The organism is Mycobacterium sp. HUMS_12744610, from assembly GCF_041206865.1.
In the GTDB taxonomy this organism is placed as follows: domain Bacteria; phylum Actinomycetota; class Actinomycetes; order Mycobacteriales; family Mycobacteriaceae; genus Mycobacterium; species Mycobacterium servetii.
In genome coordinates, this window is sequence record NZ_JBGEDP010000001.1 from 1857815 (window position 1) to 1884532 (window position 26718).

At 68.2% G+C, this 26718-nt stretch carries 26 protein-coding genes, 1 tRNA gene and 2 pseudogenes; 22 read left to right on the forward strand and 7 right to left on the reverse strand.

What is annotated here, in order from left to right; all coding sequences use genetic code 11:
* Positions 1 to 25 precede the first annotated feature (25 nt).
* A complete protein-coding gene (locus AB8998_RS09195; protein ID WP_369737605.1) occupies positions 26 to 517 on the forward strand; it encodes a beta-class carbonic anhydrase in 492 nt (163 codons plus the stop codon).
* Between the two features lie 3 nt (positions 518 to 520).
* Here AB8998_RS09195 and AB8998_RS09200 read toward each other — a convergent pair whose 3' ends face one another.
* Positions 521 to 910 carry a VOC family protein gene (locus tag AB8998_RS09200; protein WP_369737606.1) on the reverse strand — a complete coding sequence of 130 codons (390 nt, stop codon included), beginning with the start codon at positions 908 to 910 and terminating at the stop codon, positions 521 to 523.
* 90 nt (positions 911 to 1000) lie between these two features.
* On the reverse strand, positions 1001 to 1414 hold the full coding sequence (locus tag AB8998_RS09205) for a VOC family protein (protein WP_369737607.1): 414 nt from the start codon (positions 1412 to 1414) through the stop codon (positions 1001 to 1003).
* Positions 1415 to 1453: 39 nt separating this feature from the next.
* On the opposite strand from AB8998_RS09205, the gene AB8998_RS09210 reads away from it, so the two are divergent.
* A complete protein-coding gene (locus tag AB8998_RS09210) occupies positions 1454 to 2332 on the forward strand; it encodes an LLM class flavin-dependent oxidoreductase (protein WP_369741488.1) in 879 nt (292 codons plus the stop codon).
* Here the strand turns inward: AB8998_RS09210 and AB8998_RS09215 are convergent.
* Positions 2329 to 4043: pseudogene (locus AB8998_RS09215) on the reverse strand (potassium channel family protein). The gene AB8998_RS09210 and the pseudogene AB8998_RS09215 sit on opposite strands and share 4 nt — an antisense overlap.
* Positions 4044 to 4173: 130 nt before the next feature.
* Here AB8998_RS09215 and AB8998_RS09220 point away from each other — a divergent pair.
* The 3 genes and pseudogenes from AB8998_RS09220 to AB8998_RS09230 all read left to right on the forward strand — a co-directional run bounded on the left by AB8998_RS09220 (position 4174) and on the right by AB8998_RS09230 (position 5230).
* Entirely contained in the window at positions 4174 to 4704 is a 531-nt protein-coding gene (locus AB8998_RS09220; protein WP_369737609.1) for an NUDIX domain-containing protein, read from the forward strand.
* Positions 4705 to 4730: 26 nt separating this feature from the next.
* Positions 4731 to 4916, forward strand: a pseudogene (locus AB8998_RS09225) (peroxiredoxin-like family protein); the annotation flags it as partial.
* A complete protein-coding gene (locus AB8998_RS09230; protein WP_369737611.1) occupies positions 4913 to 5230 on the forward strand; it encodes a glutaredoxin family protein in 318 nt (105 codons plus the stop codon). The pseudogene AB8998_RS09225 and the gene AB8998_RS09230, both read left to right, overlap by 4 nt.
* Before the next feature lie 258 nt (positions 5231 to 5488).
* Here AB8998_RS09230 and AB8998_RS09235 read toward each other — a convergent pair whose 3' ends face one another.
* The 4 genes from AB8998_RS09235 to AB8998_RS09250 all read right to left on the reverse strand — a co-directional run bounded on the left by AB8998_RS09235 (position 5489) and on the right by AB8998_RS09250 (position 7649).
* Entirely contained in the window at positions 5489 to 5962 is a 474-nt protein-coding gene (locus AB8998_RS09235) for a hypothetical protein (protein ID WP_369737612.1), read from the reverse strand.
* Entirely contained in the window at positions 5923 to 7008 is a 1086-nt protein-coding gene (locus tag AB8998_RS09240; RefSeq protein WP_369737613.1) for a hypothetical protein, read from the reverse strand. Before AB8998_RS09240 ends, AB8998_RS09235 begins: the two co-directional genes overlap by 40 nt.
* Positions 7009 to 7010: 2 nt before the next feature.
* Positions 7011 to 7181, reverse strand: a complete 171-nt coding sequence (locus AB8998_RS09245) for a hypothetical protein (protein WP_369737614.1) — start codon at positions 7179 to 7181, stop codon at positions 7011 to 7013.
* A gap of 395 nt (positions 7182 to 7576) precedes the next feature.
* Positions 7577 to 7649, reverse strand: a tRNA-Arg gene (locus AB8998_RS09250).
* A gap of 112 nt (positions 7650 to 7761) precedes the next feature.
* On the opposite strand from AB8998_RS09250, the gene argS reads away from it, so the two are divergent.
* The 17 genes from argS to atpA all read left to right on the forward strand — a co-directional run bounded on the left by argS (position 7762) and on the right by atpA (position 26715).
* The gene (gene argS / locus AB8998_RS09255; RefSeq protein WP_369737615.1) at positions 7762 to 9411 is read left to right on the forward strand and encodes an arginine--tRNA ligase; all 1650 of its coding nucleotides are present in this window, start codon (positions 7762 to 7764) and stop codon (positions 9409 to 9411) included.
* Positions 9412 to 9491: 80 nt separating this feature from the next.
* Positions 9492 to 10826, forward strand: coding sequence for a diaminopimelate decarboxylase (gene lysA, locus AB8998_RS09260; protein ID WP_369741489.1), 1335 nt, complete (start codon positions 9492 to 9494; stop codon positions 10824 to 10826).
* Positions 10827 to 10833: 7 nt separating this feature from the next.
* Positions 10834 to 12159 (forward strand): homoserine dehydrogenase, encoded by a 1326-nt coding sequence (locus AB8998_RS09265; RefSeq protein WP_369737617.1) that lies wholly within the window; start codon positions 10834 to 10836, stop codon positions 12157 to 12159.
* Entirely contained in the window at positions 12156 to 13238 is a 1083-nt protein-coding gene (gene thrC, locus AB8998_RS09270; protein WP_369737618.1) for a threonine synthase, read from the forward strand. The genes AB8998_RS09265 and thrC overlap by 4 nt, the downstream gene beginning before the upstream one ends.
* Before the next feature lie 11 nt (positions 13239 to 13249).
* Positions 13250 to 14185 (forward strand): homoserine kinase, encoded by a 936-nt coding sequence (thrB, locus tag AB8998_RS09275; RefSeq protein ID WP_369737619.1) that lies wholly within the window; start codon positions 13250 to 13252, stop codon positions 14183 to 14185.
* A gap of 281 nt (positions 14186 to 14466) precedes the next feature.
* On the forward strand, positions 14467 to 16329 hold the full coding sequence (gene rho / locus AB8998_RS09280; RefSeq protein WP_369737621.1) for a transcription termination factor Rho: 1863 nt from the start codon (positions 14467 to 14469) through the stop codon (positions 16327 to 16329).
* Between the two features lie 151 nt (positions 16330 to 16480).
* Entirely contained in the window at positions 16481 to 16723 is a 243-nt protein-coding gene (gene rpmE, locus AB8998_RS09285; RefSeq protein WP_144952059.1) for a 50S ribosomal protein L31, read from the forward strand.
* A 90-nt stretch (positions 16724 to 16813) separates the two neighbouring features.
* Positions 16814 to 17887: a peptide chain release factor 1 gene (prfA, locus tag AB8998_RS09290; RefSeq protein ID WP_369737623.1), complete on the forward strand. Its 1074-nt coding sequence runs from the start codon at positions 16814 to 16816 to the stop codon at positions 17885 to 17887.
* Entirely contained in the window at positions 17884 to 18810 is a 927-nt protein-coding gene (gene prmC / locus AB8998_RS09295; RefSeq protein WP_369737624.1) for a peptide chain release factor N(5)-glutamine methyltransferase, read from the forward strand. Before prfA ends, prmC begins: the two co-directional genes overlap by 4 nt.
* Positions 18811 to 19430: 620 nt before the next feature.
* Positions 19431 to 20084 carry an L-threonylcarbamoyladenylate synthase gene (locus AB8998_RS09300; protein WP_369737625.1) on the forward strand — a complete coding sequence of 218 codons (654 nt, stop codon included), beginning with the start codon at positions 19431 to 19433 and terminating at the stop codon, positions 20082 to 20084.
* A 31-nt stretch (positions 20085 to 20115) separates the two neighbouring features.
* Positions 20116 to 21336, forward strand: a complete 1221-nt coding sequence (locus AB8998_RS09305; protein ID WP_369737626.1) for a glycosyltransferase family 4 protein — start codon at positions 20116 to 20118, stop codon at positions 21334 to 21336.
* A gap of 227 nt (positions 21337 to 21563) precedes the next feature.
* The gene (locus AB8998_RS09310; protein WP_369737627.1) at positions 21564 to 22022 is read left to right on the forward strand and encodes an ATP synthase subunit I; all 459 of its coding nucleotides are present in this window, start codon (positions 21564 to 21566) and stop codon (positions 22020 to 22022) included.
* Positions 22019 to 22774 (forward strand): F0F1 ATP synthase subunit A, encoded by a 756-nt coding sequence (gene atpB, locus AB8998_RS09315; protein WP_369737628.1) that lies wholly within the window; start codon positions 22019 to 22021, stop codon positions 22772 to 22774. Before AB8998_RS09310 ends, atpB begins: the two co-directional genes overlap by 4 nt.
* Positions 22775 to 22866: 92 nt before the next feature.
* The gene (locus tag AB8998_RS09320; RefSeq protein ID WP_024636915.1) at positions 22867 to 23115 is read left to right on the forward strand and encodes a F0F1 ATP synthase subunit C; all 249 of its coding nucleotides are present in this window, start codon (positions 22867 to 22869) and stop codon (positions 23113 to 23115) included.
* 9 nt (positions 23116 to 23124) lie between these two features.
* On the forward strand, positions 23125 to 23652 hold the full coding sequence (locus AB8998_RS09325; protein ID WP_369737629.1) for a F0F1 ATP synthase subunit B: 528 nt from the start codon (positions 23125 to 23127) through the stop codon (positions 23650 to 23652).
* Positions 23653 to 23656: 4 nt separating this feature from the next.
* The gene (locus AB8998_RS09330; RefSeq protein ID WP_369737630.1) at positions 23657 to 24997 is read left to right on the forward strand and encodes a F0F1 ATP synthase subunit B/delta; all 1341 of its coding nucleotides are present in this window, start codon (positions 23657 to 23659) and stop codon (positions 24995 to 24997) included.
* A gap of 65 nt (positions 24998 to 25062) precedes the next feature.
* On the forward strand, positions 25063 to 26715 hold the full coding sequence (gene atpA, locus AB8998_RS09335) for a F0F1 ATP synthase subunit alpha (protein WP_369737632.1): 1653 nt from the start codon (positions 25063 to 25065) through the stop codon (positions 26713 to 26715).
* Positions 26716 to 26718 lie beyond the last annotated feature (3 nt).

Sequence of the window (26718 nt, forward strand, 5' to 3'; positions counted from 1 at the left end):
ACCGCAACGTTCCCGGGAGGCTGGCATGACGGTCACTGACGACTATCTCGCCCACAACGCGGACTACGCGAGCTCCTTCGAGGGCCCGCTTCCGATGCCGCCGAGCAAACACGTCGCGGTCGTGGCGTGCATGGACGCCCGGCTGGACGTCTACCGCATGCTGGGCATCGGCGAGGGCGAGGCCCACGTCATCCGCAACGCCGGCGGCGTGGTCACCGACGACACGATCCGCTCGCTGGCCATCAGCCAGCGGTTGCTGGGCACCCGCGAGGTCATCCTGATCCACCACACCGACTGCGGCATGCTGACGTTCACCGACGAGGACTTCCGCCACGCCATCGCCGAGGAGACGGGCGTCAAACCGCCGTGGGCGCCCGAGGCCTTCCCGGATGTCGCCGAGGACGTGCGGCAGTCGTTGCGCCGCATCGAGATCAGCCCGTTCGTCACCAAGCACGTGTCCCTGCGGGGGTTCGTCTTCGACGTCGCCACCGGCAAGCTCGACGAGGTCACGCCGTAACTTTCAGCCGCCCGAGCCGTAGGGGCGGGTGATGATCTCCATCGCGTGCCCGGAGGGATCCAGGAAGTACACCCCGCGCCCGCCGTCGTGGTGGTTGATCTCGCCGGGCCGGCTCTGCCGCGGGTCGGCCCAGTGCTGCAGGCCGCGCGCGCGGATCTTGCCGTAGATCCTGTCGAAATCCTGCTCGGAGACCAGGAACGCATAGTGCTGGCGGGTGATGTCCGCCCCCGGGGCGACGTCGTCGTAGTCCAGGCTGGCGCCGTGGTCCAGCTCGACGACCAGAAAATGGCCGAACGGCTTCGGTGCGGGCAGGCCGAACAGCTCGGCGAGGAATTCCGCGGATTTCCGCTTGTCCCGCGACGCGACGATGGTGTGGTTGAAGCTGATGGCCATGGTGGTACCCCTTCACTTCTCCCGCGAGCGTGCGTGTCTGTACCGTGACACGCCGTCCAGGCTGTCATTCTGCGCACCCTCGCGCCCGCCCTACTTCGGCGCGGTGAGCTCCAGGGCGATGTTGTCGGGGTCGCGGAACTGCAGGATGTACGACGGACCGATGTCCTTGACCGGCTCATGGGCCACCCCAAGTTCGTCCAAATGCGCTGCAGCGGAATCGATTTCGGACTTGCTGGCGAGCCGGAACGCGATGTGGTCCAGGCCGGTGCGGTCCTCGTCGAAGCGGTCGGTGCCGACCGGGCGCAACCCGAGCAGCGTGCCACCGAGGTCGTAGATGACGCCGCCGAACAAAAACCCCAACTGCTTGCGAGTCGCCTCCCCGGCGTTGTCGGGAACCTCCAGCAGGACCGGCCAGCCGAACACGCTCTCGTAGAACCACCGCGACCGTTCGATGTCGGTGACGGTCAGCCGCACGTGCGCGATGGAGGTGCTGCTCGAACCCACCCCGATCATGCTGCCAGAATCGGCTCTGTGCAGATAGCGATGACGATGCCGGTGATGGAGCCCGACCTGGACGCGCCGCTATTGCGGGACTGGGCACGCACCGTCGACGAGGGCCCGTTCTCGTCGCTGTGCTGGGGCGAGCGGATCGCGTTCGACAACCCCGACAACCTGACGCTGCTGGGCGCGCTGGCCGCCTGGACGGATCGGGTGCGGCTGATGACGACCGTGATCGTGCCGCAGCTGCACGATCCCGTCATGCTGGCCAAGGGGCTGGCCACCGGCGACATGCTCAGCGGCGGGCGGCTGATCGCGGGCATCGGCGTCGGCGGCAGGCACGAGGATTATCAGGCAGTGGGAGCGGACCCGGCGACGCAGACGATCCGCGGCATGGCCGAGCGCGTGGCGGTGATGAAGCGGGTGTGGGCCGGGGAGAAGATCACCGACTCGGTGTTGCCCGTCGGGCCGGCACCGGTGCAGCCGGGGGGCCCGCCGCTGTTCGTGGGCAGCATCGGGCCCAAGACCATCCGCAGCGCCGCGGCCTGGGCGGACGGGCTGGCCGGCACCACCCTGGACCTCGACGCCGCCAAGCAGAATGAGCTGTTCGACGTGGCGCGGCAGGCGTGGGCGCAGGCCGGTAAGCCCAAACCCCACCTGATGACGTCGTTCTGGTTCGCGTTCGGCTCGCCCGAGGAGTCCCGGGCGCAGGTGCACCGCCACCTGCGGCGCTACATGAACTGGATACCGGCCGAGTACGTCGACGCGATGGCGCCGACAACCGGCTGGGCCGGCACCGAGGAGCAGCTGCTGGACGTGTTGCGCAGGTTCTCCGACATCGGCACCGACGAGGTCCAGCTCATTCCGACCAGTTCGGGCCTCGACCAGGTGCGGCGTGCCGCCGACGTGGCCGGGCGGCTCTAGCTGGCGCGCTCGTTGACGCTGGCGGGGGCGGGCGGCTGTCCCTTGCGCAGCGTGGCCAGCAGCTCCCGGTAGGGCCCGACGAGGTAGACGGTGTCGCCGGCGCGCAGCCAGGCGTCGCGGCGCGGATGCAGGTTTAGGGCGCGTCGTGCCGGGTGATCGCGATGACGCGGGTGCGGGTGGACAGTTCGAACATCCGCAACCCGTCGAGTTCGCTGCCGGCCGCAACGTGCATGGCGCCGACCATGAACGAACGCTGCCCGACCGAGAACGTGCTGAGCACCTGCAGGCCCATCGCGGCTCCGATGAACCAGGGCACGGCCAGGTCGACGGTCGAGCGGACGTGTTCGAATCCGAACCGCTGCGCGACCGCGCTGCCCAGCGCCCGGTCGTAGATGCGCAGCACGGTAGGCACGTGGGGCCGGTGCACGTGTGGCATCGTCCGCGGCCCCAGCATCTCGCGCAGCACGATCCCGGTCTCGATGTTGACCATGTCGTCCTGGGTCAGCACCGCGACCGCGCGGGCGTGTTCGATGCGCGCCGACTCGAGCGTCTGGCGCAGCGTCGCGTCCCCGAAGATCACCGGAACGTCGAGCTGGGCCGCCGACGACAGGAACCGGCTGTTCTCGTCGCGCTCGATGACGGCCACGTCGTAGCCTGCGGCGGTCAGATCGCTGACGACGCGGATGCCGAATGAGCCCAGCCCCACCACCACGATGTGGTTGCGCAGATGGCCGGCCTGCCGGCGCCCGGCCGAGTGGGCGAAGCGGCGCGACAGCAGCAGGTCGGCGATGAACGCGACCAGCAGCGCGGTCGTGGTGACCCCGGCGAACATCAGCATGATGCTGAACAGTCGCAGCCACAGCGGCTGATGCAGGAAGCTGAAGTCCCCGTAGCCCACCGTCGCGATCGTCTCGGTGCTGAAGTACAGCGCGTCGATCCAGGTCATCGCGGGACGCGGCTCGTAGCTGAAGCGCAGCAAGACGGTGGACCCGAGCCATAGGGTCATCGCGGCGGCCAGCGCCCGGTAGAACAACGGGTTGACCTCGTGGCGCAGGGTGCGTATGGCGTCGAACATCCGCCGCAGCCGGGGCGGGTGGGTGCGCGTGCGGTTGGGCCGGGGTGTCTTGATGCCGCAGCAGTCCAGTTCCTCGGGGGTGCCGATCATCACGGTCAGATCTCCCGCGCGGACCTCGTGGTCCCGGCCCGGGCAGGGCACGACCTTGCCGGGTGTCTCGGAGTTCTTGCCGTGAATCACCGCCACCGGCGCCAGGTCGCCATAGAGGTCGCGGAGTCTGCCGTCGCGCGGCGCCTCGGCGTCGGAGACGACGAACTCGATGCCCGCCGCCTCGATCGGGTGGGCCTTGTGGGACAGGCACGCCTCCACGACCGACGGGGCCGCGAGGTCGGCGACGTCGAGGATCGCGCCCGGGCCGTTGTCGTCGGCCACCGCCGCGCGCAGCACGCCGTTGGCCAACCGCGCCACCACGCGCACGCCCGGATTGGCCTTGCGGGCCAGCAGTGCGATTTCGAGGTTGACCGCGTCGTCGTCGCCGGCGCAGACGATCGCGGCGGCCACGGCTATGCCAGCGGCGTGGAGACCGGCCGGGCTGGCGAGCTTGACGATGCTCACGCCGGCGTTGTTGAGCTCCTCGACGATAGTCGCGGCCAGGGAGTCCTCGCCGCTGACGATGATGTGTCGGCGCACGTTCACGCGCGTTTCGAGGTCGGCTCGTCCGGCATAAACCCCCACCCCTGGCGCTATCGGTGTTCGCTGGCTGTTATGACTATCGGACACCGCGCCGATTTGTGCCAGCGATGCGCCCGGACGCGATACTGGTCGGGTGTCCGTCATCGAACGCCTCGCGACGCGCGAGATCTACCGGAACTCGTGGCTGTCGATCCGCGAGGACGACATCCGGTTCCCGGACGGCACCACCGGCATCTACAGCGTGGTGGACAAGCCGGACTACGCGCTGGTGATGCCCTACGACGGGGACCGCTTCCGGCTCGTCGAACAGTTCCGGTATCCGCTCGGTGTGCGGTGCTGGGAGTTCCCCCAGGGCACCGCGGCCGAGGATCTCGAGCCGGCCGTGCTGGCCGAGCGTGAGCTGCGGGAGGAGACCGGCCTGCGCGCGGCGTCGTTCGAGGCGCTGGGCCGGATCGACACGGTGCCCGGGATGACCAGTCAGCGCGGCTGGGTGTTCCTGGCCACCGGGATCGTCGAGGGCGAGCACGATCGCGAACCCGAGGAGCAGGACATGCGCGATGCCTGGTTCACCCGCGACGACGTCGAGCAGATGATCCGCTCGGGGGTGATCGCCGACGCGCAGTCGCTGGCCGCCTACAGCCTGTTCCTGTTGCGCCGGCCATGAAGCGCCCGACGAGCAACCGGCTCGGCCACCGCGGCGACCCCGACTATGCCGGCGTTGGATCGAACGACGGCACAACGCATTTGGGGCTGCCCGCCGACTTCCTCATCGATGCCGACGGAACGGTTGTCGCGCTCCACTACGGACGGCATGCCGACGACCAATGGACGGTCGACGAGCTGTTGGACATCCAGCGTTCGGTGGGCCGACCATGAGCGCGCCGGAGGTGGTCGTCTACTGGCGGCCGGGATGTCCGTTCTGCTGGCGCCTGCGCGGTGCACTGCGCCGGCTGGGCCTGCCGACCCGGGAGGTGGACATCTGGGCCGACCCGGACGCCGCCGCGGCGGTCCGCTCCATCGCCGACGGCAACGAGACCGTTCCGACGGCGGTCGTCGGCGACATCGCGATGGTCAACCCGTCGCCGGGCCAGGTGCTCGAGGCCGTCCGCGCCCAGGCGCCCGAACTGCTCGACCAACTAAGATCCACCGGAAGTTGGTGGTCGGCACTGCGGTCACGGCTGCGGCGCTGACCGGGGAATCCGGCGTCGGGACGCCACTGGTGCCGGCCGCCGATCCGAGGCGCCGGCTGGTCAGCCCGCCAGCGGCATGATCGGGATCTTGACCGCAGTTTTCGACGGCCGGACGAGTTCCCGTCCGGTGCCGTCACCGGCGGTTAGCTGCGAAAATCGGTGGGGACACGCGTTCAGCGCGACGTACCGTGGGTTCCTGTTCTCGTGCTGGCGGCGTCTTAGGCACCAGGTTGGGCGAAGACGTCCGAGCGGTCTGGTTCAGTGCGAGGAACCGCTGCGATCATCGACGTTGTCGACGCGGTTGCTCAGGGCTTTCGCCGTGAACGTAATCGTCCACAGGAGGACGACATAGGCCAGCGCGTAGCTCGGTGCCATGACCCACAGCGATTTTCCGCCCATGAACAGTCCAGCGATACCGCTCACGATGTCGCCCACGAAGCCGGAGACCATCACCCCGACGAGGATGGCGATGTAGGCGTGTTCGCGCTTTTGTGAGACCTTGCCGGCCGCTCTTCGGGTGAAGTACCAGATCCCAACGCCCACAACGATGATCGTCGATCCGATGAATCCCGCCACCATCCATACGGGAACTGGTTTGGCGGCATTGACGTGGGCTGATTTGAACACGACGTCGATGGTGATCATCGCCGCGACGTACAGCGGAAGTAGCAGTAGCGCCCGCTTCACGTTGATCATGGCTTCGGTAACCCCGGTATCGGTATCTCGGCGCATTCCACGGCACCCTCGATCGCCGCCTTGGCCGGTGCTTCTAGAACGCCTTTCGCGAAGCCGCCGACGAAGCCCAGGACGCCACCCGGTAATGCGCCGGCGCCCAACAGTTCGGGCGTGGCGATGGCGCCACCGGCAGCGCCGCCGACAGCACCCTTGACAGCGGTCTCGAATCCACCTTTGACCATGTCCTTACCGACGTTCGCTTTCACTTGTCCGCCCACGCATTGCCCGAAACTCTGGGGAGGCACATAGGCGGGCATCGGCCCCGGCGCCGGTTGGGGACCGGGGTCGGGCCGGGCGCCGAACGCCGGCATGGGCGTGACGGGTGGCTGTGCTTGCGGGCCCGGTGACGTCAGTTGCCGCTCGTACTGGTCCAAAAAGGTGGGTTGTTGCGCGGGTTGCGGAGTCCCCGGCTGGGGTTGGGTTTGTGGTCCGCCATCCTGTTTGAAGTAGTCGACCAATTGAACCCCGCTGTGGTTCGGGCCCGACGAATTGTGGTTGTCGGTCACGGCCCCGTGGTCGGAGGTCGATGCGGGCGCGAAGCTGACCCCGCCGACGTCGCCCGCGGCGGCGGTGAGCTGGCCCGCGACCCTCGCGTCCGCTGCCTGTAGTTGTTCGGCGCGGGCGCGGATGTCGGCGGCGAATGCTTGCGCTTTGGCTTGCCGTTCGGCTTGCTCGGCCGCGTTGCTGCTTGTGCGGCCATCGGTGACCGAGAGATCCTCTCCCACAATGAATCCGGCGTTGTGGGCGTCTTCCACGCCGTAGCGGACTCGCCGCTGGGCTGCGCTTATGTCGCCGGCGCCGTCGCGCGCGATCGCGGCTGCCCGGCGCAACTGGTCCGCTTTACCTGAGACGATGGCCAGGTCGGCGCCGGTCCGTTCTCTCAGACCGTCACCGCCGGCGCCGTGCCAGGTGATGGCGTGAGATTGGTTACGCATTGTCAAGAAGACGTCCTCCCACCTGTCGGCGGTTCGGCTCCAGTAGCCGGCGGCCTCGATGAGATGTTCGGTGGACCATGCCTGGATTTGCGACAGGGTGGCCGGCATCTTTAGGCCATCCTCACCTGCTGCGTGATGTCGGACATTTGTCCCGCAGCACCGGCCTCTTGGCTGGTGTAGCCGTCGGCCGCGGTGGTCACTGCGGCGGCGGAGGTCTGGGTTCGGGCCGTGAACGCCGCTGCGGCAACGCCGATCGCCGCGTTGACACCGTTCACAGCCACCGTCGTGGGTTGAAACGACGGTCCCGGTGACGGCGATGCGACCCCGGTCAGCTGGGAACTGAGAGCCCTCCACTGGCCGGCCGCGGCTGCTAGCTCCGCGGGGACGACCTGCAATGCATCTCTCCCCATCGGGATGAGTTTATGCGGTGCCCTCACCGAGCGCTATGGAGCGCCGGCGCGCGGCCGCGTCCGGCGTTGGCAAATAATCAGTTCGTCGAGCGACTCCCACCCTTTGCGGCAGAAGCCCTCACCTGTCTATCGGTTGGTTGTCGCCGGCAGGCAAAGTTGCCCGCAGACGCCTGCTGACACCAGACGGGCGGATTGCGGGGGCATGACGGGGCGGTGGGCGCTTGGTTAGGTCGCGGAAAACTCGCTTTTAGCTGCTAAATGTTCTGTGCCCCCGGCAGGATTCGAACCTGCGGCCTTCTGCTCCGGAGGCAGACGCTCTATCCCCTGAGCTACGGGGGCGCACCGAACACGATGTTGCGCCGTTGGGGCCCCGATAGCCTAACGCATTCCGGCGACCGCTTCGTCACCGCGATGGATGGCGGGAGCAGCCGAGCCAATAGGATGGTCACCCGTGACCCCCGCCGACCTGGCCGAGCTGCTCAAGACCACCGCCGCCGCGGTGCTGGCCGAGCACGGGCTCGACACCGCGGCGCTGCCGCCGACGGTCACCGTGGAGCGCCCGCGCAACCCCGAGCACGGCGACTACGCGAGCAACCTGGCGCTGCAGCTGGGCAAGAAGGTCGGCGCCAACCCGCGTGAGCTGGCCGGATGGCTGGCCGCGCTGGCGCAGGCCGCCGGGATCTCCGCAGCCGAGGTGGCCGGGCCGGGCTTCATCAACATGCGCCTCGAGGCCTCGGCGCAGGCCGTCGTCGTCACCAACGTCATCGACGCCGGCGACACCTTCGGCTACTCCGACGACCTGGCCGGGCAGAAGATCAACCTCGAGTTCGTCTCGGCCAACCCCACCGGACCGATCCACATCGGCGGCACCCGCTGGGCCGCCGTCGGCGATGCGCTGGGCCGGCTGTTGTCCAGCCAGGGCGCCGCCGTGGAGCGCGAATACTATTTCAACGACCACGGCGCGCAGATCGACCGGTTCGCGAACTCGTTGATCGCCGCGGCCAAGGGCGAGCCCGCCCCCGAGGACGGCTACGCCGGTGACTACATCACCGACATCGCCGCGCACGTGCTGTCCAAGGCTCCCGACGCGCTGAGCCTGCCCGAAACCGAGATGCGCGAGACCTTCCGCGAAATCGGCGTCGACCTGATGTTCACCCACATCAAGGAGTCGCTGCACGAGTTCGGCACCGACTTCGACATCTACACCCACGAAGACTCGATGCACACCAGCGGCCGCGTCGACCAGGCCATCGCCCGGCTCCGCCAGACCGGCAACATCTACGAGAAGGACGGCGCAAGCTGGTTGCGCACCAGCGCTTTCGGTGACGACAAGGACCGCGTCGTGATCAAGAGCGACGGCAAGCCCGCCTACATCGCCGGCGACATCGCCTACTACCTGGACAAGCGGCAGCGCGGGTTCGACCTGTGCATCTACATGCTCGGCGCCGACCACCACGGCTACATCGCGCGCCTGAAGGCCGTGGCCGCCGCCTTCGGCGAGGACCCCGCCACCGTCGAGGTGCTCATCGGGCAGATGGTCAACCTGGTCCGCGACGGCCAGCCGGTCCGGATGAGCAAGCGCGCCGGCACCGTGATCACCCTCGACGACCTGGTCGAGGCGATCGGCGTCGACGCCGCGCGCTACAGCCTGATCCGCTCCTCGGTGGACACCCCGATCGACATCGACCTGGCGCTGTGGTCCTCGGCGTCGAACGAAAACCCGGTCTACTACGTGCAATACGCGCACGCCCGCCTCTCGGCGCTGGCCCGCAACGCCGCCGAGCTCGGCCTGGCCCCCGACACCGCCCACCTCGAGCTGCTCACCCACGACAAGGAGGGCACGCTGCTGCGCAGCCTCGGCGAATTCCCCCGGGTACTCAAGACGGCCGCCGCGCTGCGCGAACCGCACCGCGTCTGCCGCTACCTGGAAGACCTGGCAGGCGACTACCACCGGTTCTACGACTCCTGCCGGGTGTTGCCGCAGGGCGACGAGCAGCCCACCGACCTGCACACCGCGCGGCTGGCCCTGTGCCGGGCCACCCGCCAGGTCATCGCCAACGGACTGACGATCCTGGGGGTCAACGCCCCGGAGCGCATGTGACCGTGCACCCCGCCGGACCCCGGCACGCCGAAGAGACCCGCCACCCGGGCAGCCCGCCGCGGCCGCAGTCCCCCGAAGAGCTGCTCGCACTGGCGCCGAACGTGTGGCCGCGCAACACCGTTCGCAAGGAGACCGGCGTCGTCGGCATCGCCGGCGTGCCGGTGACCGAGCTCGCCCGCGAGTACGGGACGCCGCTGTTCGTCGTCGACGAAGACGACTTCCGCTCCCGCTGCCGGGAGATGGCGGCGGCCTTCGGCGGCGGGGGCAACGTGAACTACGCCGCCAAGGCCTTTCTGTGCGGCGAGATCGCGCGCTGGGTCGACGAGGAGGGCCTGTCCCTGGACGTGTCCACCGGCGGCGAGCTGGCCGTGGCGCTGCACGCGAACTTCCCCCCGGAGCGGATCACCCTGCACGGCAACAACAAATCGGTCGCCGAACTCACCGACGCCGTCAAGGCGGGGGTGGCGCACGTCGTCGTCGACTCGATGATCGAGATCGAGCGCCTCGACGCGGTCGCGGCCGACGCCGGCGTCGTCCAGGACGTCTTCGTGCGCCTGACCGTCGGCGTGGAGGCGCACACCCACGAGTTCATCTCGACCGCCCACGAGGACCAGAAGTTCGGGCTGTCGGTGGCCAGCGGCGCGGCGATGGCCGCGGTGCGCCGGGTGTTCGCCGCCGATCACCTGCGGCTGGTCGGGTTGCACAGCCACATCGGCTCGCAGATCTTCGACGTCGCCGGCTTCGAGATCGCCGCGCATCGCGTCATCGGCCTGCTGCGCGACATCGTCGCCGAATTCGGGACGGACAAGACCGCGCAGATCGCCACGGTGGATCTCGGTGGGGGACTGGGCATCTCGTATCTGGCGCCCGACGACCCGCCCCCCGTCGCCGACCTGGCGGCCAAACTCCAAGCCATCGTGAGCAGCGAATCCAACGCCGTGGGCCTGCCCACGCCCCGGCTGGTGGTCGAGCCCGGGCGGGCCATCGCCGGACCGGGCACCATCACGCTGTACGAGGTCGGCACGGTCAAAGACGTCGACGTGAGCGCCACGGCGAACCGGCGTTACGTCAGCGTCGACGGGGGCATGAGCGACAACATCCGCACCGCGCTCTACGGCGCCGAGTACGACGCCCGGCTGGCCTCGCGGGCCAGCGATGCGCCGGCGGTGCAGGCCCGCATCGTGGGGAAACACTGCGAAAGCGGTGATATCGTCGTGCGCGACGCCTGGGTGCCCGGCGACCTGCAGCCCGGCGATCTGCTTGCGGTGGCCGCGACCGGTGCCTATTGCTATTCGCTCTCGAGCCGCTACAACATGATCGGCCGGCCGGCCGTGGTCGCGGTGCGCGCCGGGCGGGCCCGCCTGATCCTTCGCCGGGAGACGGTCGACGATCTGCTGAGTCTGGAAGTGAGGTGAACGACCTGTGCCCGGTGGTGAAAAGCCAGTCGGCGTAGCGGTACTCGGGTTGGGCAACGTCGGCAGCGAAGTCGTCCGCATCATCGAGGGCAGTGCCGAAGACCTCGCGGCCCGCATCGGCGCCCCACTGTTGCTGCGCGGCATCGGGGTGCGCCGCGTGGCCGCCGACCGCGGCGTCCCCGTCGAGTTGCTCACCGACAACGTCGAGGAACTCGTCTCGCGCGAGGACGTCGACATCGTCGTGGAGGTGATGGGCCCGGTCGAGCCGGCGCGCAAGGCGATCCTGACCGCGCTCGAGCACGGCAAGTCCGTCGTCACCGCGAACAAGGCGTTGCTGTCTGTCTCCACCGGAGAACTGGCGCAGGCCGCCGAAACCGCCAACGTCGACCTGTATTTCGAGGCGGCGGTCGCGGGCGCGATCCCTGTGATCCGCCCGCTCACCCAGTCGCTGGCCGGCGACACGGTGCTGCGGGTGGCCGGCATCGTCAACGGGACCACCAACTACATCCTGTCCGAGATGGATAGCACCGGCGCCGATTACGCCAGCGCGCTGGCCGACGCCAGCGCGCTGGGTTACGCCGAGGCCGATCCCACGGCCGACGTGGAGGGCTACGACGCCGCGGCCAAGGCGGCGATCCTGGCCTCCATCGCCTTCCACACCCGGGTGACCGCCGACGACGTGTACCGCGAGGGCATCACCAAGATCACCCCCGACGACTTCGCTTCCGCGCGGGCGCTGGGCTGCACCATCAAGCTGCTGTGCATCTGCGAGCGCATCACCACCGGTGACGGCCAGCAGCGGGTGTCGGCGCGCGTGTACCCCGCGCTGGTGCCCTTGTCGCATCCGCTCGCCACGGTCAACGGCGCCTTCAACGCCGTGGTGGTCGAGGCCGCGGCGGCGGGCCGGCTGATGTTCTACGGCCAGGGCGCCGGCGGGGCGCCCACTGCGTCGGCGGTGACCGGCGACCTGGTGATGGCCGCGCGCAACCGGGTGCTGGGCAGCCGGGGACCCAAAGAGTCCAGGTACGCCCAACTTCCTATCGCTCCAATGGGTTTGATCACGACCCGCTACTACGTCAGCATGGACGTCGCCGACAAGCCCGGCGTCTTGTCCACGGTGGCCGCGGAATTCGCCAAGCGCGAGGTCAGCATCGCCGAAGTCCGCCAGGAAGGCGTGGCCGGCGAGGGCGGACGGCGCGTCGGCGCCCGGATCGTGGTGGTCACCCACACCGCGACCGACGCCGCCCTGTCCGAAACCATCGACGCGCTCGCCGATCTGAACGTCGTGCAGAAGGTGGCCAGCGTGCTGAGATTAGAAGGAACCAGCCTATGAGCGTTCCACGCACGGCCACCCACCTACCGTGGCCGGGAGTGATCGCGGCCTACCGCGACCGGTTACCCGTTGCCGCGGACTGGACCCCGGTCACGCTGCTCGAGGGCGGGACCCCGCTGATCGCCGCGCCGCGGCTCTCGGAGCAGACCGGGTGCACGGTGCATCTCAAGGTCGAGGGCCTCAACCCGACCGGCTCCTTCAAGGACCGCGGCATGACGATGGCGGTGACCGACGCGGTGGCCCGCGGCCAGCAGGCCGTGCTGTGCGCCTCGACGGGAAACACCTCGGCCTCGGCGGCGGCCTATGCCGCCCGCGCCGGGATCACCTGCGCGGTGCTGATCCCGCAGGGCAAGATCGCGATGGGCAAGCTCGCCCAGGCCGTCATGCACGGCGCCAAGATCATCCAGATCGACGGCAACTTCGACGACTGCCTCGAGCTGGCCCGCAAGATGACCGCCGACTTCCCGACGATCGCGCTGGTCAACTCGGTCAACCCGGTGCGCATCGAGGGCCAGAAGACCGCGGCCTTCGAGATCGTCGACGCGCTGGGCCGCGCCCCCGACATCCACTCGCTGCCCGTCGGCAACGCCGGCAACATCACCGCCTACTGGAAGGGCTACCGGGAGTACCACCAGGAGGGCGTGATCGACGCCCTGCCCCGCATGCTGGGCACCCAGGCGGCCGGCGCGGCGCCCCTGGTTCACGGCAAGCCCGTGCGCCATCCCGAGACCATCGCGACCGCGATCCGCATCGGCGCGCCGGCCTCCTGGACGGCGGCCGTGGAGGCGCAGCAGCAATCGAACGGCCGTTTCCTGGCCGCCACCGACGAGGAAATCCTGGCCGCCTATCACCTGGTGGCCAGCAGCGAGGGCGTCTTCGTCGAGCCGGCGTCGGCGGCCAGCATCGCCGGGCTGCTCAAGGCCGTCGAGGACGGCTGGGTGGCCCGCGGATCGACCGTGGTGTGTACGGTGACGGGCAATGGGCTCAAGGATCCCGACACCGCGCTGAAAGACATGCCGACCGTGTCACCGCTGCCCGTGGATCCCGTGCTCGTCGTCGAGAAGTTGGGACTGGCCTGACGGTGACTCAGATGCTGCCCGCGGGCTTGGTGGCGAGCGCCGTGGTGTCGGCTTCCAGCGCCAACCTCGGTCCCGGTTTCGACAGCATCGGTCTCGCGTTGAGCCTGTGCGACGACGTGGTCGTGGAGACAGCGGCTTCCGGCCTGCAGGTGCTGGTCGAGGGGGAGGGCGCCGACTCGGTGCCGCGTGGCCCCGACCATCTGGTGGTCCGCGCCGTCCAGCGCGGCCTGCAGGCCGCCGGCGTCGGCGCCCCGGGCCTGGTGGTCCGCTGCCGCAACGCCATCCCGCACTCGCGTGGCCTGGGATCCTCCGCGGCGGCGGTGGTCGGCGGCCTTGCCGCGGTCAACGGTCTTGTCGCGCAGACGGATTCGATTCCGTTGACGGATGCGCAGCTGATCCAGCTGGCTTCGGAATTCGAGGGTCACCCCGACAACGCCGGGGCCGCAGTATTGGGCGGTGCGGTGGTCTCGTGGGTGGACCGCACCGGTGCCGGTCCCGCCTATTCGGCGGTGCCGCTGCGGCTTCACCCGCAGATCAGGCTGTTCTGCGCCATTCCCGAGGTGCGTTCGCTGACCGCCGAGACCCGGGTGCTGCTGCCAGCTCACGTCAGCCACGACGACGCCAGCTTCAACGTCAGCCGCGCCGCGCTGCTGGTGGTCGCGCTGACCGAAAGGCCGGATTTGCTGATGGTGGCCACCGAAGACATGCTCCACCAACCTCAGCGTGCGCCGGCGATGCCCGCCTCGGCGGAGTATCTGCGGCTGCTGCGGCGTCATGGTGTGGCAGCGACGCTTTCCGGTGCTGGTCCGTCATTGATCGCACTCAGCACGGAGGCACAGCTTCCATGCCAAGCGGTGGAGTACGGGGCCGCAAACGGATTCACCATCACCGAGATGACCGCCGGCGATGCGGTTCGCTGGGGCCCGGGGGTCACCGTCGCCGGTTGATCCGCGGCGCGGCCGGGGGGGTTTGCTTGCTTCCAGCCAGGATGCGGGCTATCCTCGGCATCGTCCAGCAATCGCAGCATCTGCATCTGCATCCATACTGCCTTGCCGCTAGGACACCACCAATTCTTCTCGTGGACGAGGTCGCCGTTTCTCACGCCGATCCTGGCATTGATCCCGGCGATCACCGTCGCAGAGTCGACGATTGGGCGCACTCGGCAATTCGACCTACGTGCGCAACGAACCCCCTTATGACGTGATCAGCGGGGGAAGAAAGGAAATCCGTGACTGATACGGAGCTCATCACGGCTGGAGAAAGCACCGAGAACGATCACGCGTCGAATTCCGTGAACCATGACGCGCCAGCCGTCAAAACCACTGCCCCGGGTGGGTCGCTGTCCACGATGGTGCTGCCCGAGTTGCGCGCGCTGGCCAGCCAAGCCGGCGTCAAGGGCACGTCGGGCATGCGCAAGAATGAACTGATCGCCGCAATCCAGGAACATCGGGGAAAGGCCAACGGCACATCCGCCGGTGGCGGGCCGGTTCCTGAGAAGAGCGACAAATCCGAGGGCGAAACCGCCGCCGCCGAAGCGCCGGCCCCCCAGGCCGACCAGAACGAAGCGAAAACCGAGGCCCCACGCCGGGAACGTCGCAGCGCGTCCCGCGAAGCCGGTTCCAAGAACCGCGGCCAGGACGACGAGCGCGACGGCTCGGGTAACGGCGGGGGCAAGTCGGCCGACGCGGCCGACAATCGCCAAGAGCGCCAACGCGACACCCAGGAGCGCCAACAGAACACGAAGTCCGACGAGCGCGGGCGGGACGCCGGTGGCGATCAGGGCAACGACCAGCAGGGCTCGGGTAACCAGCAGTCGCGCGGCTCGAACCAGCCGGACGACGAGGGCGAGGGGCGGCAGGGCCGGCGCGGACGCCGCTTCCGGGACCGCAGGCGCCGAAGCGAACGCTCGGGCGACGGCGCCGACACCGAACTGCGCGAGGACGACGTCGTCCAGCCGGTGGCCGGGATCCTCGACGTCCTCGACAACTACGCGTTCGTCCGCACCTCCGGGTACCTGGCCGGCCCGCACGACGTCTACGTGTCGATGAACATGGTGCGCAAGAACGGCCTGCGCCGCGGCGACGCGGTGACCGGCGCGGTGCGCGTGCCGCGCGACGGCGAGCAGCCCAACCAGCGGCAGAAGTTCAACCCGCTGGTGCGCCTGGACACCGTCAACGGCGGATCGGTCGAGGACGCCAAGAAGCGGCCCGACTTCAGCAAGCTGACGCCGTTGTACCCGAATCAGCGGCTGCGCCTGGAAACCACCCCCGAGCGGCTGACCACGCGGGTCATCGACCTGATCATGCCGATCGGCAAGGGCCAGCGCGCGCTGATCGTCTCGCCGCCCAAGGCGGGCAAGACGACCATCCTGCAGGACATCGCCAACGCGATCACCAAGAACAACCCCGAATGCCACCTCATGGTCGTGCTCGTCGACGAGCGGCCCGAGGAGGTCACCGACATGACGCGCTCGGTCAAGGGCGAGGTCATCGCCTCGACGTTCGACCGGCCGCCGTCGGACCACACCTCGGTGGCCGAGCTGGCGATCGAACGCGCCAAGCGGCTCGTCGAGCAGGGCAAGGACGTCGTGGTGCTGCTGGACTCGATCACCCGCCTCGGGCGCGCCTACAACAACGCTTCGCCCGCGTCGGGCCGGATCCTCTCCGGTGGTGTCGATTCGACCGCCCTGTACCCGCCGAAGCGATTCCTGGGCGCCGCGCGCAACATCGAGGAGGGCGGGTCGCTGACCATCATCGCCACCGCGATGGTCGAGACGGGATCCACCGGTGACACAGTCATCTTCGAGGAGTTCAAGGGCACCGGTAACGCCGAGCTCAAGCTGGACCGCAAGATCTCCGAGCGGCGGGTGTTCCCCGCGGTCGACGTGAACCCGTCGGGCACCCGCAAGGACGAGCTGCTGCTCTCGCCGGACGAGTTCGCGATCGTGCACAAGCTGCGCCGCGTGCTGTCGGGTCTGGATTCCCACCAGGCCATCGACCTGCTGATGAGCCAGCTGCGCAAGACCAAGAACAACTACGAGTTTCTGGTGCAGGTGTCCAAGACGACGCCCGGCTCCATGGACAACGACTAGGGGCTGCACCCGACACGCCGACCGACGTCGCCGTGGATCATGTCTGGGCGCAACCCCGGCGCACCGGGAATGCGGGGATGCACCTCGGTGTTTTGGGGAGGTACCGGTTGACCTGGCATAATCGACGCTCGACAACCCGAAGAGGACTCCCATGAAAACTGACATCCATCCCGCCTACGAGCCCACCACGGTGCATTGCGGATGCGGCAACACGTTCGAGACCCGCAGCACCAAGCCCGGCGGCCGCATCGTCGTCGAGGTTTGCTCGCAGTGCCACCCGTTCTACACGGGCAAGCAGAAGATCCTCGACAGCGGCGGCCGCGTGGCCCGCTTCGAGAAGCGTTACGGCAAGCGCAAGGGCGCAGCCGACAAGGCCGACGCGGCCGACAAATAGCCAGCTCGCCGACGCCCGGACTGTGTGTGACCCGCACAGGCGGGCGTCGGTTCGTGTCTGCGCCGAACAGCGTGCGGAAGGAGGTGTGACATGACGCAGCCGACGCAGGCGATCGATGTGCTGCTCGCCGAACATGCCGACCTCGAGCACCAACTGGCAGATCCGGAATTGCACAGCAATCCCGGGGAGGCGCGCAAAGCCGGCCGCCGGTTTGCCCGGTTGGCACCCATCGTCGCCACCCACCGCAAGCTGACCTCGGCCCGGGAAGACCTGGAGACGGCGCGCGAACTGGCCGCCGACGACCCGTCGTTCGCGGAGGAGGTCACCGCGCTCGAAGTGCGGGTGGCCGAGTTGGACACCCAGCTCACCGACATGCTGGCGCCCCGCGACCCGCATGACGCCGACGACATCGTCCTCGAGGTGAAATCCGGCGAGGGGGGCGAGGAGTCGGCGTTGTTCGCCGCCGATTTGGCCAGGATGTACATCCGCTACGCCGAGCGGCACGGCTGGGCCGTGGCGGTGCTGGACGAGACGTTCTCGGATCTGGGCGGCTACAAGGACGCGACGCTGTCGATCACCAGTAAGGGTGACGCCGTCGACGGCGTGTGGTCGCGGTTGAAGTTCGAAGGCGGGGTGCACCGCGTGCAGCGGGTCCCGGTGACGGAATCCCAGGGCCGGGTTCATACTTCGGCGGCCGGGGTGCTGGTCTATCCGGAGCCCGAGGAAGTCGCCGAGGTGCAGATCGACGAGTCCGACCTGCGCGTCGACGTGTACCGCTCGTCCGGCAAGGGCGGCCAGGGCGTCAACACCACCGATTCGGCGGTCCGCCTCACCCACCTGCCCACGGGCATCGTCGTCACCTGCCAGAACGAGCGTTCGCAGCTGCAGAACAAGGCCCGCGCCATGCAGGTGCTGGCCGCGCGGCTGCAGGCGCTCGCCGAGGAGCAGGCGCTGGCCGACGCGTCGGCGGATCGGGCCAGCCAGATCCGCACCGTCGACCGCAGCGAACGCATCCGCACCTACAACTTCCCGGAGAACCGGATCACCGACCACCGGATCGGCTTCAAGGCGCACAATCTCGACCAGGTTCTCGACGGCGACCTGGACGCGCTGCTCGACGCGCTGAGCGCCGCCGACAAGCAGTCTCGGCTGCAGCAGGCATGACGACTCGGCTGCGGCGTTCGATCGACTCCGCGGCGGCGCTGCTCGCCCGGGCGGGGATCGATTCGGCGCGTTGGGACGCCGAGGAACTGGCCGCCCACCTGGCCGGCACCGACCGGGGCCGGCTGGGTCTGCTGGACACGCCCGACGACGAATTCTTCGGTCGGTACCGCGACGTCGTGGCCGCCCGCTCACGGCGGGTGCCGTTGCAGCATCTTCTCGGGACGGCGGCGTTCGGGCCGCTGCTTTTGCAGGTCGGCCCGGGCGTGTTCATCCCGCGCCCGGAGACCGAAGCCATGCTGGAGTGGGCGATCGCGCAGCCGCTGCCCCCGCGGCCCGTGATCGTCGATGTGTGCACCGGATCCGGTGCCCTGGCGGTCGCGCTGGCCCGGCACCGCGCCGGCCTCGGGCTGGACGCCCGGATCATCGCCATCGACGACTCGGCGCCGGCGCTCGAGTACGCGCGCCGCAACGCCGAGGGCACGGCCGTCGAGCTGGTGCGCGCCGATGTCGGCGCATTGGGACTGCTGCCCGAACTCGACGGCGGCGTCGATCTGGTCGTGTCCAACCCGCCCTACGTTCCCGACGACTCGGTTTCCAACGCCGCGTTGGAGCCTGAAGTGCTCCAACATGATCCGCATCATGCGGTGTTCGGCGGGCCGGACGGGATGGCCGTTATCGCCCCCGTGGTGGCCCTGGCCGGGCGCTGGCTGCGCCCGGGTGGTCTGTTCGCCGTCGAACACGACGACACCACCGCGGCGCGGACCGCCCGATTGGTGCAGGACACGGGGCTTTTCGACGACATCCGAAGCCGGCGCGACCTGGCGGGCCGGCCCAGGTTCGTGACGGCCCGTAGGAGGAGCGGGGCCGATGACTCGCGTCGTGACGATGCAGAGCGCAGCGATGAGGAGGAGCGGCGCCGATGACTCGCGTCGTGACGATGCAGAGCGCAGCGATGAGGAGGAGCGGCGCCGATGACTCGCGTCGTGACGATGCAGAGCGCAGCGATGAGGAGGAGCGGCGCCGATGACTCGCGTCGTGACGATGCAGAGCGCAGCGATGAGGAGGAGCGGCGCCGATGACTCGCGTCGTGACGATGCAGAGCGCAGCGATGAGGAGGAGCGGCGCCGATGACTCGCGTCGTGACGATGCAGAGCGCAGCGATGAGGAGGAGCGGCGCCGATGACTCGCGTCGTGACGATGCAGAGCGCAGCGATGAGGAGGAGCGGCGCCGATGACTCGCGTCGTGACGATGCAGAGCGCAGCGATGAGGAGGAGCGGCGCCGATGACTCGCGTCGTGACGATGCAGAGCGCAGCGATGAGGAGGAGCGGCGCCGATGACTCGCGTCGTGACGATGCAGAGCGCAGCGATGAGGAGGAGCGGCGCCGATGACTCGCGTCGTGACGATGCAGAGCGCAGCGATGAGGAGGAGCGGCGCCGATGACTCGCGTCGTGACGATGCAGAGCGCAGCGATGAGGAGGAGCGGCGCCGATGACTCGCGTCGTGACGATGCAGAGCGCAGCGATGAGGAGGAGCGGCGCCGATGACTGAGGTGTTCAGCTGTGCCGACCCCGAGCAGCGTGCGCGGGGAATCGCCTCGGCGGTCGGCGCGCTCAAGGGCGGCCGGCTGGTCGTGATGCCGACCGACACCGTCTACGGAATTGGTGCCGACGCCTTCAACGGTGCCGCGGTTGGGGCGCTGCTGTCGGCGAAGGGGCGCGGCCGGGACATGCCGGTCGGGGTGCTGGTCGGCTCGTGGCACACCATCGAGGGCCTGGTGTACACCATGCCCGACGGGGCCCGCGAGCTGATCCGCGCGTTCTGGCCGGGCGCTCTGAGCCTGGTGGTGAGGCAAGCGCCTTCGTTGCAATGGGATCTCGGCGATGCGCGGGGGACCGTGATGCTGCGGATGCCGCTGCACCCGGTCGCCATCGAATTGCTGCGCGAGGTGGGCCCCATGGCGGTCTCCAGCGCCAACGTGTCCGGCCGGCCGCCCGCGGTAGATGCCGACCAGGCGCGCGTCCAGCTCGGCGATCTCGTCGACGTCTACCTCGACGCGGGCGCCGCCCAACAGCAGGCCGCGTCCACGATCGTCGACCTGACCGGGGCCGCACCGCGCATTCTGCGCGCCGGACCGGTGAGCGCCGAGCGGATTGCCGAAGTGCTAGGCCTGGATCCCGAATCCCTGATCGCCTAGGTCCGGCTGCGGTGTTCGACGCTCACGGCCGGTGCAGTACGGTCTCGAGGTGCCCAGCGACGTGACCAGCCTTGCCGGCGGTTTGCTCGCCCTCTCCGATCGCGGTGCCGGCATCCCCCTGCGCGAACTCGCCGTTGTCGGCCTGACCGCGGCGGTCATCACCTACTTCGCGACCGGACCGGTGCGGGTGCTGGCCACCCGGCTCGGTGCAGTCGCCTATCCCCGGGAACGGGATGTGCACGTGACGCCGACCCCGCGCATGGGCGGGCTGGCGATGTTCCTCGGCGTCCTGGCCGCCGTGTTCCTGGCCTCCGAGCTGCCCGCGCTGACACGGGGTTTCGTCTACTCGACCGGAATGCCCGCGGTGCTGGTCGCGGGCGCGATCATCATGGGCATCGGGCTCATCGACGACCGCTGGGGCCTGGACGCCCTGACGAAATTCGCCGGGCAGATCACCGCGGCCAGCGTGCTGGTCACCATGGGCGTCGCCTGGACGGTTCTGTACATCCCGATCGGGGGAGTCGGCACCATCGTGCTCGATCAGGCCTCGTCGATCCTGCTGACCCTGGCGCTGACGGTGTCGGTCGTCAACGCGATGAACTTCGTCGACGGGCTCGACGGCCTGGCCGCCGGACTGGGCCTCATCACCGCGCTGGCCTTCTGCATGTTCTCGGTGGGCATGCTGCGCGACCACGGCGGCGATGTCCTGTTCTATCCACCGGCCGTCATCTCGGTGGTGCTGGCCGGCGCCTGCCTGGGTTTCCTGCCGCACAACTTTCACCGGGCCCGGATCTTCATGGGCGATTCGGGTTCGATGCTGATCGGTCTGATGCTGGCCGCCGCCTCCACGACCGCCGCCGGCCCGGTGTCGCAGAACGCCTACGGCGCTCGTGACGTGTTTGCTCTGCTGTCGCCGTTCTTGCTGGTGGCGGCGGTGATGTTCGTGCCGATGCTGGACCTGCTGCTGGCCATCGTGCGGCGTACCCGCGCGGGTCGCAGCGCCTTTTCCCCCGACAAGATGCACCTGCACCACCGGTTGCTGCAGATCGGACACTCGCACCGCCGGGTGGTGCTGCTGATCTACCTGTGGGTGGGCATCGTCGCCTTCGGCGCGGCTAGCACGATCTTTTTCAACCCCCGCGACACCGGGGTGGTGATGCTGGGTGCGATCGTGGTCGCCGGTGTCGCGACGGCGATCCCGCTCCTGCGCCGCCAGGACGACTACGACGACGAGAGCTACGACAAGGAGTAGTAGTGGTCTCTGGCATATGGTACGGTGCTGGTAGAACCCCGAAACAAACCTCGAGGGTTGTCGGCCCACCGGCCCGTCGGTCGCCTTCCCGATCGCGCCGATTCACGACGTACGCAGGGAGCTACCCCTTGGGTGATTCCATCGTGATGACTGCGATACGCTCGGCGGGCCACCGATCAGTCGGTCGGGGCGTTCCCGCTCCACTAACTCGGGATTGAGGTGCTGCAGTGACGACGCCAGCGCAGGACGCGCCGTTGGTGTTTCCCTCTGTTGCTTTCCGACCCGTTCGGCTTCTCCTGATCAGCATCGGGATCACCGCGGTCGCCGTTGTCGCCGCCGCGTTGTCGGGTCATCTCATGCTCGGGGTGTTTTTCGGTGTCGGGCTGCTGCTGGGTTTGCTCAACGCGTTGTTGGTGCGCCGGTCGGTCGATTCGATCACCTCCCAGGAAAATCCGATGAAAAGGTCGATGGCGATCAACTCGGCGTCGCGGTTGGCCATCATGACGGTGGTCGCGCTGGCCATCGCTTATCTTTTCCGGCCTGCCGGGCTGGGCGTGATGTTCGGGCTGGCACTGTTCCAGGTGCTGCTGGTGATATCGACCGCCGTGCCGGTCTGGAAGAAGCTGCGTGCAGGGGTGCCCGGTGAGTCGTCGGCAGGGCCGGAAGAAAGGGGTACCGGCAAATGACTCAGGTGATCCTGGCCGAGTCGCAGATCGAGGTCGGAGAGCACACCCACGCCACGTGGCTGGGGATGACCGTCAACACCGACACGATCCTGTCGACAGCGATCGCCGCGGTGATCGTGATCGGGCTAGCGTTCTTCCTGCGCGCGAAGATCACCTCGACGGGCGTGCCCAGTGGGGTGCAGTTGTTCTGGGAGGCGATCACCGAGCAGATGCGCGCCCAGGTCGAGAGCGCCATCGGCATGCGGATCGCCCCCTTCGTGCTCCCGCTCGCGGTCACCATCTTCGTGTTCATCCTGATCTCCAACTGGCTGTCGGTGCTGCCGCTGCAGTACACCGACAAGTCGGGGCACACCACCGAGCTGCTCAAGTCGGCGGCGGCGGACATCAACTATGTGCTGGCGCTAGCCTTGTTCGTCTTCGTCTGCTATCACGTGGCGGGAATCTGGCGTCGTGGCATTGTCGGCCACCCGCTCGCGGTGCTCAAAGGACACGTGGCCTTCTTGGCGCCGATCAACCTCGTCGAAGAACTCGCGAAGCCAATTTCCCTGTCGCTCCGACTTTTCGGCAACATCTTCGCCGGTGGCATCCTGGTTGCGCTGATCGCACTGTTTCCGCCGTACATCATGTGGGCACCCAACGCGATCTGGAAGGCGTTCGATCTGTTCGTCGGTGCGATCCAGGCGTTCATCTTCGCCATCTTGACCATCTTGTATTTCAGCCAGGCGATGGAGGTCGAAGAACACCATGACTGAGACCGCCACGCATCCGGCTCATCCGCGCATCACTATCGGCGCCTGGTAGACCACTACCAGATCGCCACCACTCAAAGGAGGAAAGAATGGCCCTGGACCCCCAAGTCGCTGCCGCCGCACTCATCGGCGGTGGCCTGATCATGGGTGGCGGCGCGATCGGTGCCGGCATCGGTGACGGTATCGCCGGCAACGCGCTGGTTTCGGGCATCGCCCGGCAGCCGGAGGCGCAGGGACGGTTGTTCACGCCGTTCTTCATCACCGTCGGTCTGGTCGAGGCGGCCTACTTCATCAACCTGGCGTTCATGGCGCTGTTCGTCTTCGCGACCCCGGTCGGCACCTAATTCGCTGTGATGGGCGACGCAAGCACTCTCGTTCTGGCCGCCGACCAGGCAGCGGAGGAAGGGAAGACCAACAACTTCCTCATTCCCAACGGCACCTTTTTCTTCGTTCTCGCCATCTTCCTGATCGTCCTCGCCGTCATCGGCACGTTCGTCGTACCGGCGATCCTGAAGGTGTTGCGTGAGCGCGACGCGATGGTCGCCAAGACCCTTGCCGACAACAAGAAGGCGAACGAGCAGTTCGAGGCCGCCCAGGCCGATTACGACGAAGTCATGACCAAGGCCCGGATCGAGGCGTCGTCGCACCGCGACAACGCCCGGGCCGAGGGTCGTAAGGCGGTCGAGGACGCGCGAGCCCGTGCCGAGCAGCAGGTGATGTCGACGTTGCAAACGGCCGCAGAGCAATTGAAGCGGGAAAGGGACGCCGTGGAACTGGATCTGCGCTCCAACGTGGCAGGCATGTCGGCGACTTTGGCCAGTCGTATCCTCGGCGTCGACGTCGGCCCGGTCACCGCCGCGACCGGATCGTCCGGACGGTAACCGCATGTCGACGTTCATCGGACAGCTGATCGGGTTCGCGGTCATCGTTTTCCTCGTGGTGCGCTACGTCGTTCCGCCGGTGCGCAAACTGATGGAAACCAGGCAGAAAGTGGTGAGTCAACAGCTGAGCGACGCAGCCACGGCCGCCGAGCGCCTGGGCCAGGCCAGCAACGCGCACAGCAAGGCGGTGGACGACGCCAAGGCGGAGTCGAAGCGCGTCGTCGAAGAGGCTCAGGCGGACGCGAAGCGAATCACCGAGCAGTTCCGGGTGCAGGCCGAGGTGGAGGCCGAACGCATCACGGGTCAGGGTGCCCGCCAGGTCGAGCTGCTGCGGACGCAGCTGAGCCGCCAGCTCCGGCTGGAGCTCGGCCACGAATCTGTGCGCGGCGCAGGGGAACTGGTGCGCAACTATGTCGCCGACGCCGCGCAGCAGTCGGCCACCGTGGACCGGTTCCTCGACGAGCTCGACGCGATGGCGCCGGCCTCCGCCGACGTGCAGTATCCGCTGCTGACCAAGATGCGCTCGGCCAGCCGGCGGGCGCTGCGTGACCTGCTGGACCGGTTCGGGACCGTAGCCAAGGATCTCGACAAGGACGGGCTGACCACGTTGTCCGACGAGCTCGTGGCGGTGGCCAAGATGCTCGACAGCGAAATGATGGTCACCCGCTACCTCACCGTGGCCGCCGAAGACTCGGCGCCGCGGGTGCGGTTGATGGAGCGGCTGCTCTCCGGCAAGGTCGGCGACACCACCCTCGAGGTGGTGCGCGCGGCGGTCTGCGAGCGTTGGTCGGCCGACTCGGACCTGATCGACGCGATCGAGCACATGTCGCGCCAAGCCTTGCTGGAAGTCGCCGAACGCGCGGACCAGGTCGGCGAAGTCGAAGACCAGTTGTTCCGTTTCTCCCGGATTCTCGACGCGCAGCCGCGTCTGGGCATCCTGCTCGGCGACTACGTCGTCCCGCCCGAGAAACGAGTGGAGTTGCTGCGCAACGTGCTTGGCGGCGCGAGCGGCAGCGTCAACCCGATCGCGTCGGCACTGCTGACCCACACCGTCGAGCTGCTCAGAGGTCAGCCGGCCGAAGAGGCCATGCGGTTCCTGGCGGAAGTCGCGGTCGCTCGCCGCGGCGAGGTGGTCGCGCAAGTCGGCGCGGCTGCCGAGCTCAGCGATGCCCAGCGCACTCGTCTCACCGAGGTGCTGGGCCGCACCTACGGGCATCCGGTGGCCGTGCAGCTGCAGGTCGACCCGACGCTGCTGGGCGGGCTGTTGATCGCGGTGGCCGACGAGGTGATCGACGGGACGCTCTCCTCGCGCCTGGCCGCAGCCGAGGCCCAGTTGCCCGACTGAACACGAAGTAGTCACCACAGACCCATCGAAGACCCACGCGAACAGAAGTAGAAAGACGAAAAGCCATGGCCGAGTTGACAATCTCCGCTGACGACATTCAGGGCGCCATCGAAGAGTACGTAGGCTCTTTCACCTCCGACACCTCCCGCGAGGAGGTCGGCACCGTCGTCGACGCCGGGGATGGCATCGCCCACGTCGAAGGTCTGCCGTCCGTCATGACCCAGGAACTGCTCGAGTTCCCCGGCGGCGTCCTCGGCGTCGCGCTGAACCTCGACGAGCACAGCGTCGGCGCGGTGATCCTGGGTGACTTCGAGAAGATCCAGCAAGGCCAACAGGTCAAGCGCACCGGCGAGGTCCTGTCGGTCCCCGTCGGGGACGCGTTCCTGGGTCGCGTCGTCAACCCGCTCGGCGAGCCGATCGACGGCCGTGGCGACATCGAGACCGACGTGCGGCGTGCGCTCGAGCTTCAGGCGCCCTCGGTGGTGCAGCGCCAGAGCGTGAAAGAGCCGCTGCAGACCGGCATCAAGGCCATCGACGCGATGACGCCGATCGGCCGCGGCCAGCGCCAGCTGATCATCGGCGACCGCAAGACCGGGAAGACCGCCGTCTGCGTCGACACCATCCTCAACCAGCGCAAGAACTGGGAGACCGGTGACGAGAACAAGCAGGTGCGCTGCGTCTACGTCGCCATCGGGCAGAAGGGCACCACGATCGCTTCGGTGCGCCGCGCCCTGGAGGAAGGCGGCGCGATGGACTACACCACCATCGTCGCGGCGCCGGCCTCGGATTCGGCGGGCTTCAAATGGCTTGCGCCCTACACCGGTTCGGCGATCGCGCAGCACTGGATGTACGACGGCAAGCACGTCCTGATCGTCTTCGACGACCTGAGCAAGCAGGCCGAGGCCTACCGCGCGATCTCGCTGCTGCTGCGCCGTCCGCCCGGCCGCGAGGCCTACCCCGGCGACGTGTTCTACCTGCACTCGCGGCTGCTGGAGCGCTGCGCCAAGCTCTCCGACGAGCTCGGCGGCGGCTCGCTGACCGGGTTGCCGATCATCGAGACCAAGGCCAACGACATCTCGGCCTACATCCCCACCAACGTCATCTCGATCACCGACGGCCAGTGCTTCTTGGAGTCCGACCTGTTCAACCAGGGCGTCCGGCCGGCGATCAACGTTGGTGTGTCGGTGTCCCGGGTCGGTGGCGCCGCGCAGATCAAGGCGATGAAAGAGGTTGCCGGCTCCCTGCGTCTGGACCTGTCGCAGTACCGCGAGCTGGAGTCCTTCGCCGCGTTCGCCTCCGACCTGGACGCCACGTCCAAGGCGCAGCTGGCGCGCGGTGAGCGGCTGGTCGAGCTACTCAAGCAACCGCAGTACCAGCCGATGCCCGTCGAGGAGCAGGTGGTGTCGATCTTCCTGGGCACCGGTGGTCACCTGGACTCGGTGCCGGTGGAGGACATCAGGCGGTTCGAAACCGAGTTGCTGGACCACATCCGGGCCTCCGAGGAGAAGATCCTGGCCACCATCCGCGACAGCCAGAAGCTCGACGAGGACACCGAAAAGGCCCTCACCGAGGTGATCGGCAAGTTCAAGAAGGGCTTCGCGGCCACCGGCGGCGGTTCGGTCGTGCCCGACGAGCACGTCGAGGCCCTCGACGAGGAGAAGGTGGGCAAGGAATCGGTGGAAGTCCACAAGCCCGCCCCCAAGAAGGAAAAGAAGTAACCA